The following is a 19077-nucleotide window of genomic DNA, read 5'->3' as shown; positions in this document are numbered from 1 at the left end:
ACGAGCCGAGATGACCGCGAACTCCGCGCCCACGAAGAACGCATTCGCCACGAGAAGGACGACGAGCCAGGCGATACCTGCCCAATCGTTCATCGGGTCACCCCCTCATCGGTGCTGCGCTGACTCGCCACGTACCGGACGCGATCGACCCGGCGTCCGTCCATCCGCACGACCTGCAGCGTGCCCGTGTCGAGCGGCACCTCGTCCCCCACGACCGGCACCCTCTCGAGGACACTCATGACGTATCCGCCGACGGTGTCGTACACGTCGCCCTCGGGCACTGCGACGCCGGCTCGGCTGCGCAGTTCGTCGGGTCGCAGCTCACCGGGGAACGTGACGCCGTCGCGTCCCACGACGACACCCGCGCGCATGCGGTCGTGCTCGTCGACGACCTCGCCGACGATCTCTTCCACGAGGTCTTCCAGGGTGACGAGCCCGGCGGTCCCGCCGTATTCGTCGACCACCACGGCAAGCTGGTAGCCCCGTGCACGCAGCTCGGTGATGAGGCTGTCGACGTGCGCCGTCTCCGGCACCCGCAGAGGCTCGGTCGACAGCGCGCCGACCGGCACCTCCGCGCGACGCTCACGCGGCACCGAGATGGCCGCCTTGAGGTGCACGACTCCGGTGATGTCGTCGAAGTCGTCGTCGTACACCGGGAATCGGCTGTGCCCCGTGCGGCGTGCGAGCTGGATCACGTCGTCGGCGGAGTCGCCTGCGGCGATCGCGTGCATGCTCGGTCGAGCGGTCATGACGTCGGCGGCCGACAGCCGCGAGAAGGTGAGGGTGCGATCGAGCAGGGTCGCCGTGTCGGCCTCCAGCACGCCGGCGCTGGCGGAGCGACGCACCAGAGACGACAGCTCCTCCGCGGTGCGGGCGCCCGAGAGCTCCTCCTTCGGCTCGATGCCCATGCTGCGCAGCACGCCGTTCGCGCTGCCGTTCAAGACGACGACAGCCGGCTTGAACACCGTGGTGAACGCGACCTGGAAGGGCACGACCAGCTTGGCCGTGGCGAGCGGAAGGGCGAGCGCGAAGTTCTTGGGCACGAGTTCGCCCAGGATCATCGACAGCGCGGTCGCGACGACCATCGCCACGACCGTGGCGATCGGGGCGACGGCGGCTTCGGGGAAGTTCCAGGCGACGAGAGTCGGACGCAGCAGATTGGAGAGCGCCGGCTCCATCGTGTAGCCGGTGAGCAGGGTGGTCAGCGTGATGCCGAGCTGAGCGGCGGAGAGATGCGTGGAGGTGTGGCGCAGTGCGCCGATCGTCATGGCGAGTCGCGACTCTCCGCGTGCCTGACGGGCCTCGAGGTCGGCACGGTCGAGATTGACCAGAGCGAACTCGCTCGCCACGAAGAGACCGGTGCCGATCGTGAGAAGGAGCCCCACGCCCAACAGGACGTAATCCATCAGTGTGTCCCCTCAGAGCCGAGGGGCGGGCGGTGGGGCGATCTACTGCAACTGGGAGGGTCGTCCATAGTGTCCCGATTCTACGGGATCCTCGGCCCGACGGGCTGGAGCGTCACCAGCTCACCGGCAGCGCCTTCCCCTCTTCGTACCCCGCCGCCGACTGGAGCCCGACGAGCGCACGGTCGTGGAACTCGGGCACCGAGGCGGCACCTGCATAGGTGAAGGACGAGCGCACACCCGAGGTGATCATGTCGAGCAGGTCTTCGAGGCCCGGGCGCAGCGGATCGAGGTAGATCTTCGACGAGGAGATCCCTTCGGCGAAGAGCTCCTTGCGAGCGCGCTCGTATGCGTCGAGGCGTCCGAACCGGGCCTGCACGGCCTTCGTCGAAGCCATACCCCAGGACTCTTTGAACGTCCGCCCCTCGGAGTCGGTCTGCAGCTCGCCCGGCGCCTCGATGGTGCCGGCGAACCACGAGCCGACCATGACGGATGCCGCGCCGGCAGCGAGCGCGAGGGCGACGTCGCGGGGGTAGCGGACACCGCCGTCGGCCCACACGTGCGCGCCGAGCTCTCGGGCCGCTTCGGCGGTCTCGAGGACGGCGGAGAACTGCGGCCGGCCGACCGCGGTCATCATCCTGGTCGTGCACATGGCGCCAGGACCGACTCCGACCTTGAGGATCGTGGCGCCGGCGTCGACGAGGTCCCTGACCCCATCGGACGTCACGATGTTCCCCGCGACTATCGGAATACCAGGATTCAATTTGGCGACCTCGGAGAGCGCCCGGAGCATCCCCTCCTGATGGCCATGCGCGGTGTCGACCACCAGGACATCGACGCCCGCCGAGACGAGCGCACGAGCCTTCGCCCCGACGTCGCCGTTGATCCCGACGGCGGCAGCCACCGCCAGTCGGCCGTCGCGATCGACGGCCGGTCGGTAGAGAGTCGAGCGCAGCGCGCTGCGGGCGCTCAGCGTGCCGACGAGATGGCCATGGTGAACGATCGTGACGATCTCGACCCCGGCGTCCGTGATCACATCGAACGCGTGGCGCTCCGATCCGATGTCCTCGGCGTCGAGCGACGGCGTTCCGGCATGCACGAGATCTCCGAGCTGGGCATCGGGCAGCGCCGTCGCCAAGCGAGTCGCAGGAAGGACTCCGAGAATCCGCTCCACCGGATACGGTGCCCGTCCTGCCGCCACGACGACGCCGTGCCCCGGTGCCGCCGGGAGCAGGCGGAGGGCGTCGGCCACTGTGGCGTTCGGCGCCAGCACCAGCGGCGTGTCCCACAGCACCGGCTGTGCCTTGACATCGCGGATCGCCGCGTCGAGAGCCTGCAGCGGCATGTCCTGCGGCAGCACTCCGAGACCGCCGCGCCGTGCCAGCACCGCCGCGAGTCGAGGGCCGGTGACCGAGTTCATGTTCGACGCCACGAGCGGCAGGGTCGCCGGGGTGCCGTCCTGGGGCGCCAGATCCACCTGCAGGCGGCTCGTCACGGCCGATCGGCGCGGAACCAGGAACACGTCTGAATAGGTCAGATCGACTGTGGGCGACTCACCGGAGAACTCCATGGCTCCACGCTACTCAGATCGACTGCTCGAAGGCACTCCGCTTCGACGATTGCGTGACGAAACACGTTAGGCTTGTCGATCGAGAGTGTGCGGACCCGAAACGCATCCTGCGTCGCGGTGTGCACATGTGGAATTCAGCGATGAAAGAGGGCGATCGAGCGTGTCGAACCAGGTGACCGGCGTCGGGGGCGACGGGGGGTTCGGAGCCAATTCCTGGCTCGTCGAAGAGCTCTATGAGCAGTTCAAGGTGAACCGCGACTCCGTGGACAAGGAGTGGTGGCCGATCCTCGAGAAGTACCAGTCGGATGCCGCGGCCGGCGCGACCGCTCCTGCTGCTCCCGCACCGACGGCAGATCAGAACGCTCACCCCGTGACGGCTCCCATCCCCGTGATCGGCGCCCAGCCTGTGGCTCGCACCACCACCAAGCCTGCTGTCGCCGCACCGATTCCCGCCCAGGCTCCCAAGCCCGCGGCCAAGGAGGCGGCTGACGCCGCCGAGGAAGACAAGATCACGCCGCTCCGAGGGCTGCCGAAGACCCTCGCCGCGAACATGGACGAGTCCCTGACCGTCCCCACCGCGACCAGCGTCCGCACCGTCCCCGCCAAGCTGATGATCGACAACCGCATCGTCATCAACAACCACATGGCGCGCACGCGCGGCGGCAAGATCAGCTTCACCCACCTCATCGGGTGGGCTCTCATCCGCACGCTCGACGAGTTCCGCAGCCAGAACGTCTTCTACGCGGAGATCGACGGCAAGCCCTCCGTCGTCGCCCCCGCGCACGTGAACCTCGGCATCGCGATCGATCTGCCCAAGCCGGACGGCACGCGCGCGCTCATGGTGCCGAGCATCAAGCGCGCCGACACGATGTCGTTCAGCGAGTACCTCGTGGCATACGAGGACCTGGTCACGCGGGCACGCAACAACAAGCTCACCGCCGCCGATTTCCAGGGCACGACCGTGTCGCTCACCAACCCGGGCGGAATCGGCACCGTGCACTCGGTGCCCCGCCTCATGAAGGGGCAGGGCTGCATCATCGGTGCCGGCGCCCTCGAGTACCCGGCGGAGTTCCAGGGCGCGAGCGAGCGGACTCTGAACGAGCTCGCGATCGGCAAGACGATCACTCTGACGAGCACCTACGACCACCGCGTCATCCAGGGCGCCGGTTCCGGCGAGTTCCTCAAGAAGGTCCACGAGCTGCTCATCGGGCAGCGCGGCTTCTACGACGACATCTTCGCGGCGCTGCGCATCCCCTACTCCCCCATCCGGTGGAACCCCGACATCGCCGTCGACCTCGCCGAGCGCGTCGACAAGCAGTCCCGCGTGCAGGAGCTGATCAACTCGTTCCGTGTGCGCGGTCACCTGATGGCCGACATCGATCCGCTCGAGTATGTGCAGCGGTCGCACCCCGACCTCGAGATCGAGAGCCACGGCCTCACCTTCTGGGATCTCGACCGCGAATTCGTCACGGGCGGCTTCGGCGGCCGGCGCGTCGCCAAGCTCCGCGACATCCTCGGGGTGCTGCGTGACTCCTACTGCCGCACGATGGGCATCGAGTACATGCACATCCAGGACCCCGAGCAGCGCCGCTGGTTCCAGGAGAAGGTCGAGGTCAAGTACCAGAAGCCCGGCCACGACGAGCAGCTCCGAGTCCTCCGCAAGCTCAACGAGGCCGAGGCGTTCGAGACTTTCCTGCAGACCAAGTTCGTGGGCCAGAAGCGCTTCTCGCTCGAGGGCGGAGAGTCCCTCGTCCCGCTGCTCGACGAGATCCTCCAGGGTGCGGCGACCGCCGGCCTCGAAGGCGCCGCGATCGGCATGGCGCACCGTGGACGTCTGAACGTGCTCACGAACATCGCCGGCAAGACCTACGGTCAGGTGTTCCAGGAGTTCGAGGGCATCCAGACCCCCGGCAACCAGCGCGGCTCCGGCGACGTCAAGTACCACCTCGGCACCGAGGGCACGTTCATCGCGGACGACAAGTCGGAGCTGCCGGTGTACCTCGCGGCCAACCCGTCCCACCTCGAGACGGTCGACGGCGTGCTCGAAGGAATCGTCCGCGCCAAGCAGGACCGCAAGCCGATCGGGACCTTCACCTGGCTCCCGATCCTCGTCCACGGAGACGCCGCATTCGCGGGTCAGGGCGTGGTCGTCGAGACGCTGCAGATGTCGCAGCTCCGCGGCTACCGCACCGGCGGCACGATCCACGTCGTCGTGAACAACCAGGTCGGATTCACCACGCTCCCGAACGACTCGCGCACCTCGGTCTACTCGACCGACGTCGCGAAGACGATCCAGGCGCCGGTCTTCCACGTGAACGGCGACGACCCCGAAGCCGTCATCCACGTGGCACAGCTCGCGTTCGAGTACCGCGAGCGGTTCCACCGCGATGTCGTCATCGACCTCGTCTGCTACCGCCGCCGTGGTCACAACGAGGGCGACGACCCGTCGATGACGCAGCCGCTGATGACCGACCTGATCCAGGCCAAGCGCTCGGTGCGCAAGCTCTACACCGAGTCGCTCGTCGGTCGCGGCGACATCACCGAAGAGGAATACGACGAGGCCAAGGCCGACTTCCAGAACCGACTGGAGATCGCATTCGCCGAGACGCATGCCGCCGAGACGGGGGCGACGCCGATCGCGCAGGAGCTTCCTCCCGTCGACGAGCAGGTCGGCGCTCCCGAGATCACCGGTGTCTCGAACGAGGTCATCCAGCTCATCGGCGACGCCTTCGTGAACAAGCCCGAGGGCTTCACCGTGCACCCCAAGCTGCAACAGCAGCTCGAGAAGCGTCTCGACATGAGCCGCAACGGCAACATCGACTGGGGCTTCGGAGAGCTTCTCGCCTTCGGCTCGCTCCTGGTCGAGGGAACGCCCGTGCGACTCGCCGGTCAGGACTCGCGACGCGGCACCTTCGTGCAGCGTCACGCCACCCTGCATGATCGCGCGAACGGCCAGGAATGGCTGCCGCTGTCGAACCTCTCCGAATCGCAGGGCCGCTTCTTCGTGTACGACTCGCTCCTGAGCGAGTACGCCGCCCTCGGATTCGAGTACGGCTACTCGGTCGAGGCTCCCGAGGCCCTGGTGCTCTGGGAGGCGCAGTTCGGCGACTTCGTCAACGGCGCCCAGTCGGTCATCGACGAGTACATCTCCGCGGCCGAGCAGAAGTGGGGACAGCAGTCGAGCGTCACCCTGCTCCTGCCGCACGGGTACGAGGGCCAGGGACCGGATCACTCCTCGTCGCGCATCGAGCGGTTCCTCCAGATGTGCGCGCAGGAGAACATGATCGTCGCGCGTCCCTCGACGCCCGCATCCTATTTCCACCTGCTGCGCCGTCAGGCATACGCGCGTCCGCGCAAGCCGCTGATCGTCTTCACGCCGAAGGCGATGCTCCGTCTGCGCGGCGCGACGAGTCCTGTCGAGGCCTTCACACAGGGACGCTTCGAGCCCGTGATCGACGACAGCCGCGAGCTCGACCGCACTGCCGTCAAGCGAGTGCTCGTGCACTCGGGCAAGGTCCACTGGGACCTGCGCGCCGAGCTCGAGAAGAACCCGAACCCGGAGGTCGCGCTCGTCCGGCTCGAGCAGCTGTACCCGACTCCGATCGACGCACTGAAGGCGATCACCGACTCGTACCCGAACGCGGAGCTGGTCTGGGTTCAGGAAGAGCCGGAGAACCAGGGCGCGTGGCCCTTCCTCGCTCTCGCATTCGCCGACGTGCCGGGTGACCGCAGCTTCCGTCCGGTCTCCCGTCCCGCGTCCGCATCGCCCGCGACCGGCTCGTCGAAGGTGCACGCCGCCGAGCAGGCGAAGCTGCTCCGCGACGCCCTGACGATCGGCTGATCAGGCGACACGCAGAAGAGGGCGCCTCGGTGATCGAGGCGCCCTCTTCTGCGTGTGCGCCTCTGACGGCGCACGCAGCCGAGACTCAGTACCAGATGTCGAGCGACGGCGTCGGGAACGAGACGAAGGCACGGTCGAGAGCCTCGACGGTCTCCGCAGACGCGTCGATGCGGCCTGCGGCGTGGAGCGTCGCCGCCCGCACTCCTCCGGCGTACAGCACGGAGAGCGCCGACACGTCGAGCTCCGCATCGGCGGGCCGGCCCGCAGAGGCCGACACCGATGCACGGCCCTCATCATCGACGACGAGTCGCCAGTCGCCGGCTGCGAACCCCAGCGCATCACGGACTCGGAGCACTGTATCCACGGGCGCCGAATAGTGTCGCTCGCCGAGCGCTATGGGCACGTCGAGCACCCGGAGCCAGCCGTGATCGTGCACGGTCTGGGTTACACCGCGGGGATCACGAACGAGCCAGGGCAGCGGGTCGTCGAGCGGCCGCAGATCGGCCGTCACCTCATCGACGAGATCGTGCTGAAGAGCGAACTGCCACAGGGCCGCGGTGGCCTCGGAGGTCTCCGCGACCAGCAGACGCACCTGCAGAGAGAACCGGAACGATCCGCTCCTCTCACTCAGGACGAACACGATCACGCCGCGCACCGCGCCCGAGGAATCACGGTACCGGACTCCCCGCACCTTGTCGCGGTCGGTGTCGCTCGGAGAGAGCCCGGCCATGCCCTCCCACCGTGACTCCCACCCGGGAATCTGCCCGGGGCGCACACGTCGCGCCCGGTCGTGCACGGACCCGAGCTCGGCAGCCAGGGTCTCACGTTCGATGTACTCGAACGAACCGCGCTGAGCAGGGCCTGCCCATCCGGCGCGGCGCGTGTCGACGGAATAGCGAGCGACCGGCAGTGCGGAGCCGAAGCCGTACCGCCCGTAGATCGTCGCTTCCGAGACCGTGAGTCCCGCGATCGGCACACCCGCGGATGCGGCTGCGCGCAGCTCTCCCTCGAGGAGGGCCCGGGCGATCCCCCGGCGCCGGTGGGTCGCGGACACCGTGACGCCGCTGATGGCCCACATCGGAAGTGATTCGCCGCCCGGAATCACGACGGGAGTGACCCAGGAGTCGATGGTCGCCACCGGGCGGGAATCCACTCCCGCCGACTCGTCGTACACGCCGATGTTCCGCCGAGATTCGAGCGTCCGGCGTCCGAACCGCAGTTCGTCGTCGGACGGATCACCGCCGAGGAAACCTCGCGCAGTGGCACGGTGGAAGTTCTCAGAGGCAGCCGAGTCCGATGTGTCGAGAACACGGTAGCTCAGAGACTCCGCTGCGAGCCTCGCGGCGGACGCGGGGTCGGCGGGAACGTCGAGGAAGTCGAAGGCCGTCATGCCACCACCCTACGGGGCGACTCCGACACCTCAGTGCTGAGCTGCCTGGACCTCGCGCAGACGGGCGAACACCTGATCGCGCAGCTCCTCGGGAGCGGTCTCCTTGCACGCGCGCGCCACGACCTCGGTGAGGGTCGTCGCGACGAGGGCCTCATCCCTGCAGGACGGGCAGTTCTCGAGATGCTCACGGATCTCGGTGTGCTCTGTGTTGCAGACCTCGTTGCGGAGGTACTCCTCGAGATCCTTGCGGGCCTTGTCGCAGCCGCAGTCGGTCATTTCCTGCTCCTCGGGTCGGCCGCGGAGATTCCCCGCTCCGCGGCGTAGTCGGCCAACAGCTCCCGCAGCATGCGCCTGCCTCGATGCAGACGACTCATCACGGTGCCGATGGGTGTCTTCATGATGTCCGCGATCTCCTGATACGCGAACCCCTCGACGTCGGCGAGGTAGACGGCGAGACGGAAATCCTCGGGCACGGCCTGAAGCGCGTCCTTCACGACCGACGCCGGCATGTGGTCGATCGCCTCGGCCTCGGCGGAACGCCCGTGCGAGGCGGTCGTGGACTCCGCTCCGCCCAGCTGCCAGTCCTCGAGCTCGTCGATCGTTCCCTGGAAGGGCTCTCGCTGCTTCTTGCGATAGATGTTGATGTACGTGTTCGTGAGGATGCGGTAGAGCCACGCCTTGAGATTCGTGCCCTGTGTGAAGCTCGACCACGAGCCGTACGCCTTCACGAAGGTCTCCTGAACGAGATCCGCGGCGTCGGAGGGGTTTCGGGTCATGCGCATCGCGGCGGCGTACAGCTGATCCATGAACGGGATCGCCTGCTCCTCGAATTCGCGTCGAGGGTCGCTGACCGTGTCTGCGGTTACGGTGTCATCCATCACCGGCCAGTCTAGGCCGACGACGTCTGTGAACTCGCGTTCCAGCGTGGCGAGCATGCTCTCTCCTCCTCGGCGAGTCCGCTCCATTCGGTCAGGCGGCTACTCGCGTTTACTAAGGTGGGAACCGATGAGCGCCAACAGGTATTCCCCCTCCCCTGTCCAGGGCGCCTACGTGGCGCCGACGACCTCCGATGCCGTGCGCGCCACGGTGACGATTCCGGGGTCGAAGTCGCTCACGAATCGTGAGCTCATCATCGCCGCGATCGCCGACGGTCCGGGGCGGCTGATCGCGCCCCTGCACTCCGACGACTCCCGTCGGATGGTCGAGGCGCTGCGTGCGCTCGGGGCAGGCATCGAGGAGGTCGACGGCGACGGCGAGTTCGGCCCTGACCTCGTGGTCACGCCCGCCAGACTCGAGGGGGGCACCACGGTCGACTGCGGTCAGGCCGGGACGGTGATGCGGTTCATCGCGCCGCTGGCGGGCCTGGCGCTGCACGACGTGCACCTGACAGCGCACGAGACCGCACTGCACCGGCCCATGGGCGGGCTGATCAGCGCGCTGCGCGACCTCGGCGTCGACATCGACGACGAAGGGACCTGGGCGCTGCCCTTCACCATCCGAGGCCACGGGCGGATCCGCGGCGGCCGCGTCGAGATCGACGCATCCGCGTCCAGTCAGTTCGTCTCGGGACTGCTCCTCGCTGCACCCCGGTTCGACGTGGGCCTCCACCTCGTGCACACCGGTGAGCACCTTCCGAGCCTCCCGCACATCGACATGACGATCGAGGCCCTGAGCCGACGGGGCATCCGCATCGAGCGTCCTGCGACCGGAGAGTGGCTCGTCGAAGCCGGGGTGCCCCGAGCGAAAGAGATCCACATCGAGCCGGATCTCTCGAATGCCGCGCCGTTCCTCGCCGCCGCGCTGGTCACCGGCGGTGCGGTGTCGATCCCCGGCTGGCCGGTGCATTCGACGCAGCCTGGCGCGCTTCTGCCCGAGATCCTGCAGGCGATGGGCGCTCATGTCGGACGCCACAGCGGAACTCTCACCGTGAAGGCAGGAACCGAGATCCGCGGACTCGACATCGACCTGTCAGCCGCGAGCGAGCTGACGCCGACGCTCGTCGGGCTGGCGGCATTCGCCTCCGGCCCGACCACGATCCGAGGGATCGGACACATCCGGCTCCATGAGACCGACCGCATCGCCGCGCTCATTGCCGACATCCGCGCTCTCGGCGGCGAGGCCGAGGAGCTCACCGACGGGCTGCGCATCACCCCGCGACCGCTTCACGGCGGGTCCTGGGCGGCGTATCACGATCACCGCATGGCCACCACCGGCGCCCTGATCGGCCTCCGCGTCCCCGGCGTCGAGATCGACGACATCGGCACCACGGCGAAGACCCTTCCGGAATTCACGCTGCTGTGGGAACGCATGCTGCGAGGCGAATCCGCGTGAGCTGGCTCGACGACTCCGACGATCTCGACGACGACTTCGAGGCGTACGACGAGAGCAGCTTCCGCACACGCCCCAACCCCAAGGCCAACCGTCCGCGGACCAAACGGCGTCCCGCACATGAGGATGCGCAGATCGGGCGGGTGCTCGGGGTCGATCGCGGTCGCTACTCGGTGCTGCTCGATGAGGACACCCCCGACGAGCATGCGATCACAGCGGTACGCGCCCGCGAACTGCGCCGAACCCCGATCGTCACGGGTGATCGTGCGCGCGTCGTCGGAGACACCACCGGCGACGAGGGCACACTGAGTCGCATCGTCGGCATCGTCGAGCGCACCTCGCTTCTGCGTCGCAGCGCCGACGACACCGATCAGGTCGAGCGCGTCATCGTCGCGAACGCCGATCAGATGCTGGTCGTGGTCGCCGCCGCCGATCCCGAGCCGCGCGCACGGCTGGTCGACCGCTACCTCGTCGCCGCGCTGGACGCAGGCATCCGTCCTCTCCTCGTGGTCACCAAGACCGACCTCGCCGACCCGAGCGAGTTCCTCGCGCACTTCGACGGACTCGATCTGCGTGTCTTCACCAGCGCGCAGGAAGAGATGCCCGTCGACGAGATCGGCGCCGCACTCGTCGGACACTCGACCGTGTTCGTCGGTCACTCGGGTGTGGGCAAGTCGACGCTCGTGAATGCGCTCGTACCGAGCGCGCTCCGTGCGACAGGTCACGTGAACCAGGTGACGGGACGCGGCCGACACACCTCCTCCTCCACCGTCTCACTGCGCTACGAAGGCCCGGAAGGCGCAGGATGGGTGATCGACACCCCCGGTGTGCGCTCCTTCGGACTCGGTCACGTGCAGCCCGACAACATCCTCGCCGCCTTCACCGAGCTCGCCGAGATCGCGGAGGATTGTCCGCGCGGATGCACCCACCTGCATGATGCGCCCGACTGCGCTCTGATCGAGGCCGCCGAGCGGGGCGACCTGAGCGAGACGGGACTCGCGCGTCTGGACTCGCTGCAGAGACTGCTGCAGACCTTCGCCGACAAGGCCGAGCAGTCCCCCGGCCGATAGGCTGGAGCCGTGACTGTGCGCCTGGAACCCGGAACCGCTGCCCCTGACTTCGCTCTGCTCGACCAGGACGGTGCGACCGTGCGCCTGTCCGACCTGCGAGGTCAGAAGACCGTGCTGTACTTCTACCCCGCGGCCATGACCCCGGGGTGCACGACTCAGGCCTGCGACTTCCGCGACAGCATCTCGTCGCTTCAGGGCGCCGGCTATCGAGTCATCGGCGTCTCCCGCGACGAACCCGCGAAGCTCGCCGCGTTCCGGGACCGCGACGGACTCACTTTCACACTCCTCAGCGATCCTGACCACGCCGTGCACGTGGCCTACGGCGCCTGGGGCGAGAAGATGAACTACGGCAAGGTCGTCGAAGGCGTGCTGCGCTCGACCTTCGTGCTCGACGAAGACGGCACGATCGATCTCGCCCAGTACAACGTGAAGGCGACCGGTCACGTCGCGCGCCTGCGCAAGCAGCTCGGCATCGATTCCTGACGACGCCGGCTTGCCGCCCAGTCGGCGGCGAGTCAGTCGGCGGCGCGCTCGTTCTCGGCGCGCGTGCTGGCGATCAGGAGACCGAAGCAGGCGACGGCAGGAACTCCGACCGCGACGGTGAACAGCCACGGGACCGGCTGCAGTGTCAACGAGGCCAGCGCCAGTGCCACCGCCAGCACCTGGAAGACGACTCCACCGGAACGTGCCCAGGAGTGCCCTCGCCTCGTCCCGATCGCGAACGCCACGAGCGCCGCTGCACCGATCAGGGTCAGCACGATGAGCGCCAGCGCCGTCGGCAGCGAGGCGGCGTCACCGGCACCGAGGCCGACGAGCTCGATCAGAGCGAACACGACGAGAGCCGCGCCTTCTGCAGCGAGGACCGCCGCTGCCGCGAGAGCGAGGCCTGGTGAACGCACGATGTCTCCTGAGAATCGAATGAGAACGATCGAAACCCTTGATTTCGCCGGTTTCATGTAACAGAATAGACAGCGTCATGTGCTCCCACAGCGGCGTGGGGCGGGCTTCGTGCCTGCATCACAAATGCGGGCATCCGTCCGTATCTCATACAGGGTAGCTGAACCCGATCTGCACCCGAAATCCGAGTACGTCGCGAAGCGACATCTCTTGAAATCCACACCGAGGAGCCCCCATGGATTGGCGCGACAAGGCCGCCTGCTTGACTGTCGACCCCGAACTGTTCTTCCCCGTCGGGAACACCGGTCCGGCAGTCGACCAGATCGAGAAGGCAAAGACCGTCTGCGCCACCTGCACGGTGACCGAGATCTGCCTGCAGTACGCCCTCGAGACCAGCCAGGACTCGGGCGTGTGGGGCGGTCTCTCCGAAGACGAGCGCCGTGCCCTCAAGCGGCGCGCGGCACGCGCACGACGCGCCTCCTGAACATACGAAGAAGCGGCCCGAGACAGTGTCTCGGGCCGCTTCTTCGTGTGTCGGCGCTCGCTACGTGGTGAGCCAGCGCAGCGGGATGTCGATGACGACCTCCGTGCCTTCTCCCTCGCTGCCGTGCCACTCGATCGAACCGCTCAGCTCACCCTGGATCAGCGTTCGGATGATCTGCGTACCGAGTCCCTGGCCGATCCGCCCCTCGGGCAGACCGTGTCCGGTGTCGCGGACGGTGACGCGCAGGTTCTCCTCGGTGCGGGTGGCGTCGATCGTGACGATGCCCTCCTGTCCGGCGAGACCGTGCTCGACCGCGTTCGTGACCACCTCGGTCAGCGCGAGCGCCAGCGGCGTCGCGTACTCACTCGGCAGCACCCCGAAGCGACCGGTCGACTGGGTCCGTGCACGCGTGTTCGGGGCCGAAGCCACCTCGGCCACCAGCTTCAGGACTCGATGGAAGACCTCGTCGAAATCGACCTTCTGAGTCAGTCCCTGCGCGAGTGTGTCATGCACGACGGCGATCGAGTCGACCCTTCGCATCGCCTGAGTGAGTGCATCGCGCGCCTCATCGGAGTGCGTGCGCCTCGCCTGGATACGCAGCAGTGACGCCACGGTCTGGAGATTGTTCTTGACGCGGTGATGGATCTCCCGGATCGTCGCATCCTTCGTGATGAGCTCCTGCTCCTGATGGCGCAGCTCAGACACGTCCCGGCACAGGAGAATCGCGCCGATGCGAGTTCCGTGGTCTTTCAGCGGGATGGCCCGCAGCGACACCGTCACTCCGCGTGCCTCGATGTCAGTGCGCCACGGCGCTCGCCCCGTGACGACGACCGGCAACGATTCGTCGACCTGGCGAGACGGGGGCACCAGGCGCGTCGTGACCTCCGCGAGTGACTCGCCCTCGAGCTCGTCATCGAACCCCATCCGGTTGAAGGCGGACAGCGCGTTGGGGCTGGCGAAGGTCGTGATCCCGTCGACGTCGATGCGGATCAGGCCATCGGAGGCACGAGGCGCTCCCCGCCGCGGCGACGTCGGGGCGGCAAGGTCGGGGAAGCTTCCGTCGGCGATCATCCGGAACAGATCGTTCGCGCACTCGTCGAATGTGATCTGCTGGCGCGATGGGGTGCGTGCCTCGCCGAGGTTGGTGTGGCGCGTCACGACGCCGATCACCGACGGCGACTGGCCACTCGGACGCGCATTGACGATCGGGACTGCCCGCACACGCGTCGGTGTCTCCTCGAACCAGTCCGGTGAGGACGAATCGACGATCTCGGCGGAGTCGAACGCGCCCTGGACCTGGGTCCGCCACTGTGGACGCACCCGCTCACCGACGATGTCGCGGTAGAAGAGCGTGGCTGCACCGCTCGGGCGGGCATGGGCGACCGCGACGAACGAACCGTCCTCGGTCTGCACCCAGACGACGATATCGGCGGATGAGAGGTCGGCGAGAAGCTGGCCGTCGCCGGCGAGCCGATGAAGCCACTCGACGTCATTGTCGGCCAGCAGGCCCTGGGCGTGGGCGAGATCACTGAGGGTTGACACCCCTCCAGCCTAGAGCGACTCCGCTCAGAGGATCGCCAGCGACGTGGCCCGCCAGCGACGGTCGAGACCCTCGAGACGGATCGCGACGGCACGCGTCCGTCCGGGACCGGCCACGACGACCACGGCTTCGATCTTCCCGTCGACGGGCTCAGTGACGCGCGTCGAGAGGATGGCGAAAGTCGGGCGCGCAGGCGAGACCCCCCTCGCACTGCGCGCCCTCGCCGACAGGTTCGCTCTCGTCACAAGACTGCGGTACGCATCTTCGCTGAACCATCGAGCGAGCTGGTCGACTTCTCGTACCCCCGCGAGCACCTCGAGCACGCCATGAGTGAGACTTCGCAGCAGTGGAAGCGGATCCGGCAGCTCGGCTCGGGGCGTCGGCTGTGGTGCGAAATACTCATGAAGCGTCATCGGCGGCACTCTCGATCGGGGTGGACAGCGCCCAGTAGAGCACCCGACGTAGAGCGGAATCCGGGGTTCCGACGACGAATGTGGATAACTCGTACACCGGTGGGTGGTGTGGCCTACGGTGGGCGGGTGCACTGGGATCGACTGTTCGAGAACCTCGAGGGCCAGCTGGCTGCCGAGTGGGAGAGCGAGCGCGCGGCGCTCGATGCGGAATCCGAGCGTCTGCGCATCTCACGCCTGGAGCTGCGGACTCGCCTCCGATCGCTCTGCGCCGATTCAGCACTGGCGACGTTGGACCTTCCGGGTCACCGAATCCGCACCCGTCTGCAGTCCTTGGGTGCCGACTGGGTGTCCGTCACCATGACGGACGGAGAATCGTCGCGTGCGGTGCGCATCATCCCCCTGCACGCCATCATGGGGCTGAGCATCGACCACGGACTGCTCCTCGCGAGTCTCGAGGAGAGCGACACTCCGGCTCCGTCGCTGCGAGAGCGGATGACCCTGGGCTTTCTCCTCCGGGACTTCGCGCGGCGCCGCACACCGGTCAGGATCATCGGTGTCGACGGAGCCGATCTGCACGGGACAGTCGACCGGGCGGGTGCCGATCACCTCGATCTGGCCCTCCACGATCCCGGAACCGCGAGGCTCGCAGGCGCGGTTCAGGGTTTCAGGCTGCTGCCCTTCGCAGGAGTGGCCTCGGTCCAGACCATGGGCGCTCAGATGCCGTGAGCGTGCGAGGTACCCCAGACCTCCGGGAAGCTCGCCTCGTCGGCCTGACGCCACAGCGCCATTCGTCGCGACTCCTCCGACTGCTCTGCGAGGTACTCGCCGAGACTCGACGCCTCCACCCGCCACCGCGCGGGGGATCCGAGCTTCGAACCGCGCAGACGCCCCGCGCAGACGAGCTCGACGACCTCGTCGACGTCGATGCACAGCAACTCGGCGACCTGCGAAGGAGCGAGAAAGTGCTGGGCAGACGTGAACGCATCGGACATGTTCCCATTGTCTCGCGGCCCCGCGAGAACACCCGGCAAGAGCTCTCGCTGTGGATAACTCACGTGCCGAGCCGACGATCTCTGTGACCATGGCGGGATGGAACTGATGGCTCGCTCTCGACACGCGTTCTGGGGTGACCTCCGCTTCCTCATCGGCATCGCGTTGGTGGCCGCATCGATCGGCGGTGTCTGGCTCGTGGTCTCCTCCTCGACCGCCACGTCGCCCGTGCTCCAGGCGAACAGGACGATCGTGGCCGGTGAGGCGCTCGTGTCCGCCGACTTCCAGGTCGTCGAGGTGAACCTCGGCGCGGTGACGGGCGGGTACCTCGCACCGCAGGATCTCACCCCCGGCCAGGTCGCCGGGCGGACGGTCGTGTCCGGCGAGCTCCTGCCACGCGATGCGGCAGTCGCTGCCGAGTCGACGAGGACGACGACGATCGTGATCGACAGCAGCACCGGGCTTCCCGGAGATCTCGCCGCCGGCTCGGTCGTCGAGATCTGGCATGCTCCTCCACTCGATGAGAGCGGGACGGTGCATGACACGCCTCGACTGCTGGTCGCCGATGTCGTGGTCGCAGCGATCGCAGAATCCGAGGGCATGCTCGCCTCGAGCGGAGCCGTCGCCGAAGTGGTCATCGACCGCACGGACGTGGCCGCCGTTCTCGCCGCGATCACCGGCGGTTCCGTGCTCTCCGTCGTGCCGGTCGGAGCCGCGCGATGACCGTGGTGATCATCGCGATGCCGGAGCCGCGCGCCTCGGTCCTCGCCGCCGAACTCGAGATCGAGGGCGTCGATGTGGCCGCCGTCGTGAGTCCGGACTCGGCGCTTCCGCTGCCGGAGGGAGCGGCAGCCGTGATCATCCCGGCCTCGCGAGCGGTGCTGACCCCCGCACTCGTCGCAGCGTGTGATCGGGCCGGCGTGCGAATCGTCGCACTCGGCGAAGGCGAGAGCAGACTTCTCGGCCGATACGGACTCACGAGCGCGCTTCCCGCCGATGCGGGCGGCTGGGAGATCGCCGCGGCGCTCGAGGCCGATGCGCCTCCCGCGGCTCGCAGACCGACCCGTTCGCCGCACCGGGTCGTCGCGGTGTGGGGGCCGTCAGGAGCGCCCGGGCGGTCGACCCTCGCCATCCAACTCGCTGTCGAACTCGTCCGAGCGGGCCGACGAACCGCGCTCGTCGATGCGGACACGGTCGCGCCGTCCGTGGCTCTCCTGCTCGGGCTGAGCGACGACGAACCTGGGATCGCCGCCGCCTGCCGCCGAGCTGAACTCGGCGCGCTCGACGTCGCGGAGCTCACCCGTCTCGCCACCACCGTCGAGACAGGGGCGGGGCACCTCGAGGTCCTCGGCGGCATCAATCGTCCGAGTCGGTGGCCGGAACTGTCGAGAGATCGACTCGAGGCCGCACTCCGCGTGTGCAGGACATGGGTGGAAGATACGGTCGTCGATGTATCGAGCGCCCTCGATGCCGACGACGAGGCCACCTACGATCTCACCGGACCACGCCGTCATGCGGCGACCTCCGCTGCGCTCACGGAGGCGGATGAGATCATCGCCCTCGCCTCCGCAGACCCGCTCGGAATCAGCCGCTTCATCCGAGACCATGCGGAGCTTCGGAGGGTGACCGGTCAGACGCCGATTCGCGTCGTCGTCAACCGTCTGCGTCCCGGCCCCCTGGGCCTCGACGCACGCGGACAGATCAGGCGCACTCTGGATCGCTTCGCCGGGATCACCGACGTCGCGTTCCTCCCTTTCGACCAGCGAGCCGCAGATGCCGCTCTCCTGCACGCACGACCGATGACCGACGTCGCGCCGCGGTCCTCATTCGTGGCCTCGGTGCGCAACCTCGCTCAGGACCACGCCGCCACGACGACTGCGCCTACTGACGGTAGCTCGAGAGGAAGTTCCCGAGGCGCTCGACGGCTTCGGCGAGCACGCGCGGCTCCGGGAGCGTGACGAGCCGCAGGTGATCCGGCGCGGGCCAGTTGAACCCTGTCCCCTGCACCAGCAGGATGTGCTCGGACACCAGGAGGTCGTAGACGAGTTTGGCGTCGTCCCTGATCTCGTGCACGTTCGGATCGAGCCGGGGAAACGCGTACAGAGCACCCATCGGCTTGACGCAGGAGACCCCCGGGATGGACTCGAGCCCCTCCCATGCCACATCCCGCTGCTCGTGCAGCCTTCCCGTGGGGGCGATCAGCGCGTCTATCGACTGCACTCCCCCGAGCGCCGCCTGCACCGCATGCTGCGCGGGAACGTTGGGGCACAGCCGTGTGGACGCGAGCAGGTTGATCCCCTCGAGGAACCCCTTCGCATGTGACTGCGGGCCGGTGATCACGAGCCAACCCGAGCGGAAGCCGGCCACCCGATAGGTCTTCGACAGGCCGTTGAAGGTGAGACAGAGCAGATCCGGTGCCAGGGTCGCCGTGGGGATGTGGGTGGCCTCATCGAAGAGGATGCGGTCGTAGATCTCATCCGACAGCAGAAGCAGCTCGTGCTCTCGCGCGATCTGCACCATGCCTGCGAGGATCTCGCGCGAGTAGACGACCCCGGTCGGGTTGTTCGGGTTGATGATCACCATCGCCTTCGTGCGAGGCGTGATCTTCGAGCGGATGTCCTCGAGGTCCGGCTGCCAGCCGTTCTCCTCGTCGCAGAGATAATGCACGGGCGTTCCGTCGGCCAGACTCGTCATGGCCGTCCAGAGCGGATAGTCGGGCGCGGGGATCAGCACCTCATCGCCCTCGTCGAGCAATGCCTGCATCGTCATGGTGATGAGCTCGGAGACGCCGTTGCCGAGGAACACGTCCTCCGGGTCGAAGCGAGGGAATCCCTCGATCTCCTCATACCGGCTGACGACCGCACGACGAGCCGAGACGATTCCCTTGCTGTCGCTGTATCCGTGAGCGGTCGGCAGAGCGGCGAGCATGTCGTGCACGATCTGGTGCGGTGCCTCGAAACCGAAGATCGCGGGATTGCCCGTGTTGAGCTTGAGGATCCGGTGACCCTCGGCCTCGAGCCGCGCCGCCTCGACGAGCGTGTTTCCACGGATCTCGTACAGGACGTTCTTGAGCTTCGACGACTGGTCGAAGTGGCGCGTTGGTGTCATTGAGCAAGCCTACAATGACGCGAAGAGGGGCTGATCCCGCGGA

General features: G+C 67.7%; 18 protein-coding genes. 8 read left to right on the top strand and 10 right to left on the bottom strand.

The features are described from left to right. Positions 1-89: 89 nt before the first annotated feature. A complete protein-coding gene (locus RTM68_RS09265) occupies positions 90-1406 on the bottom strand; it encodes a hemolysin family protein (RefSeq protein WP_194765463.1) in 1317 nt (438 codons plus the stop codon). 112 nt (positions 1407-1518) lie between these two features. Next, the gene (locus RTM68_RS09260) at positions 1519-2973 is read right to left on the bottom strand and encodes a GuaB1 family IMP dehydrogenase-related protein (protein WP_312170281.1); all 1455 of its coding nucleotides are present in this window, start codon (positions 2971-2973) and stop codon (positions 1519-1521) included. A gap of 160 nt (positions 2974-3133) precedes the next feature. Here RTM68_RS09260 and RTM68_RS09255 point away from each other — a divergent pair, with 160 nt between their 5' ends. Further along, positions 3134-6814, top strand: a complete 3681-nt coding sequence (locus tag RTM68_RS09255; RefSeq protein WP_312170279.1) for a multifunctional oxoglutarate decarboxylase/oxoglutarate dehydrogenase thiamine pyrophosphate-binding subunit/dihydrolipoyllysine-residue succinyltransferase subunit — start codon at positions 3134-3136, stop codon at positions 6812-6814. 85 nt (positions 6815-6899) lie between these two features. On the opposite strand, the gene RTM68_RS09250 is transcribed toward RTM68_RS09255, so the two are convergent. From RTM68_RS09250 to RTM68_RS09240, 3 genes are read right to left on the bottom strand one after another with little or no spacing between them, the layout of a single operon-like run. Continuing rightward, entirely contained in the window at positions 6900-8204 is a 1305-nt protein-coding gene (locus tag RTM68_RS09250) for a GNAT family N-acetyltransferase (RefSeq protein WP_312170278.1), read from the bottom strand. 30 nt (positions 8205-8234) lie between these two features. Beyond that, positions 8235-8480 carry a zf-HC2 domain-containing protein gene (locus RTM68_RS09245; protein ID WP_042541911.1) on the bottom strand — a complete coding sequence of 82 codons (246 nt, stop codon included), beginning with the start codon at positions 8478-8480 and terminating at the stop codon, positions 8235-8237. After that, on the bottom strand, positions 8477-9139 hold the full coding sequence (locus RTM68_RS09240) for a sigma-70 family RNA polymerase sigma factor (RefSeq protein WP_396654217.1): 663 nt from the start codon (positions 9137-9139) through the stop codon (positions 8477-8479). The genes RTM68_RS09245 and RTM68_RS09240 overlap by 4 nt, the downstream gene beginning before the upstream one ends. A gap of 70 nt (positions 9140-9209) precedes the next feature. Here RTM68_RS09240 and aroA point away from each other — a divergent pair, with 70 nt between their 5' ends. From aroA to bcp, 3 genes are read left to right on the top strand one after another with little or no spacing between them, the layout of a single operon-like run. Beyond that, positions 9210-10535: a 3-phosphoshikimate 1-carboxyvinyltransferase gene (gene aroA / locus RTM68_RS09235; RefSeq protein ID WP_312170274.1), complete on the top strand. Its 1326-nt coding sequence runs from the start codon at positions 9210-9212 to the stop codon at positions 10533-10535. Next, positions 10532-11602: a ribosome small subunit-dependent GTPase A gene (rsgA, locus tag RTM68_RS09230; RefSeq protein ID WP_312170272.1), complete on the top strand. Its 1071-nt coding sequence runs from the start codon at positions 10532-10534 to the stop codon at positions 11600-11602. Before aroA ends, rsgA begins: the two co-directional genes overlap by 4 nt. A 9-nt stretch (positions 11603-11611) precedes the next feature. Continuing rightward, on the top strand, positions 11612-12085 hold the full coding sequence (gene bcp, locus RTM68_RS09225; RefSeq protein WP_312170270.1) for a thioredoxin-dependent thiol peroxidase: 474 nt from the start codon (positions 11612-11614) through the stop codon (positions 12083-12085). A 32-nt stretch (positions 12086-12117) separates the two neighbouring features. Here the strand turns inward: bcp and RTM68_RS09220 are convergent, their stop codons facing one another. Next, positions 12118-12501 carry a hypothetical protein gene (locus RTM68_RS09220; protein WP_194765471.1) on the bottom strand — a complete coding sequence of 128 codons (384 nt, stop codon included), beginning with the start codon at positions 12499-12501 and terminating at the stop codon, positions 12118-12120. Positions 12502-12734: 233 nt separating this feature from the next. Between RTM68_RS09220 and RTM68_RS09215 the strand changes: the two genes are divergently transcribed. Continuing rightward, the gene (locus RTM68_RS09215) at positions 12735-12983 is read left to right on the top strand and encodes a WhiB family transcriptional regulator (RefSeq protein WP_017203224.1); all 249 of its coding nucleotides are present in this window, start codon (positions 12735-12737) and stop codon (positions 12981-12983) included. A gap of 60 nt (positions 12984-13043) precedes the next feature. Here RTM68_RS09215 and RTM68_RS09210 read toward each other — a convergent pair whose 3' ends face one another. Then, on the bottom strand, positions 13044-14525 hold the full coding sequence (locus tag RTM68_RS09210) for a histidine kinase N-terminal domain-containing protein (protein WP_312170258.1): 1482 nt from the start codon (positions 14523-14525) through the stop codon (positions 13044-13046). 24 nt (positions 14526-14549) lie between these two features. Further along, positions 14550-14936, bottom strand: a complete 387-nt coding sequence (locus RTM68_RS09205) for an Rv3235 family protein (RefSeq protein WP_312170256.1) — start codon at positions 14934-14936, stop codon at positions 14550-14552. A 126-nt stretch (positions 14937-15062) separates the two neighbouring features. Here RTM68_RS09205 and RTM68_RS09200 point away from each other — a divergent pair, with 126 nt between their 5' ends. Beyond that, on the top strand, positions 15063-15662 hold the full coding sequence (locus RTM68_RS09200; RefSeq protein ID WP_312170255.1) for a hypothetical protein: 600 nt from the start codon (positions 15063-15065) through the stop codon (positions 15660-15662). Here RTM68_RS09200 and RTM68_RS09195 read toward each other — a convergent pair. Then, entirely contained in the window at positions 15650-15928 is a 279-nt protein-coding gene (locus tag RTM68_RS09195) for a helix-turn-helix domain-containing protein (protein ID WP_312170253.1), read from the bottom strand. The genes RTM68_RS09200 and RTM68_RS09195 overlap by 13 nt on opposite strands. A gap of 97 nt (positions 15929-16025) precedes the next feature. On the opposite strand from RTM68_RS09195, the gene RTM68_RS09190 reads away from it, so the two are divergent. Together RTM68_RS09190 and RTM68_RS09185 are read left to right on the top strand one after the other, a co-directional pair. After that, a complete protein-coding gene (locus RTM68_RS09190; RefSeq protein ID WP_312170251.1) occupies positions 16026-16649 on the top strand; it encodes an SAF domain-containing protein in 624 nt (207 codons plus the stop codon). Continuing rightward, positions 16646-17884 (top strand): P-loop NTPase, encoded by a 1239-nt coding sequence (locus RTM68_RS09185; RefSeq protein ID WP_312170249.1) that lies wholly within the window; start codon positions 16646-16648, stop codon positions 17882-17884. The genes RTM68_RS09190 and RTM68_RS09185 overlap by 4 nt, the downstream gene beginning before the upstream one ends. Here the strand turns inward: RTM68_RS09185 and RTM68_RS09180 are convergent. Continuing rightward, entirely contained in the window at positions 17808-19034 is a 1227-nt protein-coding gene (locus RTM68_RS09180; RefSeq protein ID WP_312170248.1) for a pyridoxal phosphate-dependent aminotransferase, read from the bottom strand. The genes RTM68_RS09185 and RTM68_RS09180 overlap by 77 nt on opposite strands. Between the last annotated feature and the right edge of the window lie 43 nt (positions 19035-19077).

Origin of the sequence: Microbacterium sp., from assembly GCF_031988965.1 — a bacterium.
GTDB lineage: Bacteria > Actinomycetota > Actinomycetes > Actinomycetales > Microbacteriaceae > Microbacterium.
This window is presented reverse-complemented; position numbering and strand designations above follow the sequence as displayed.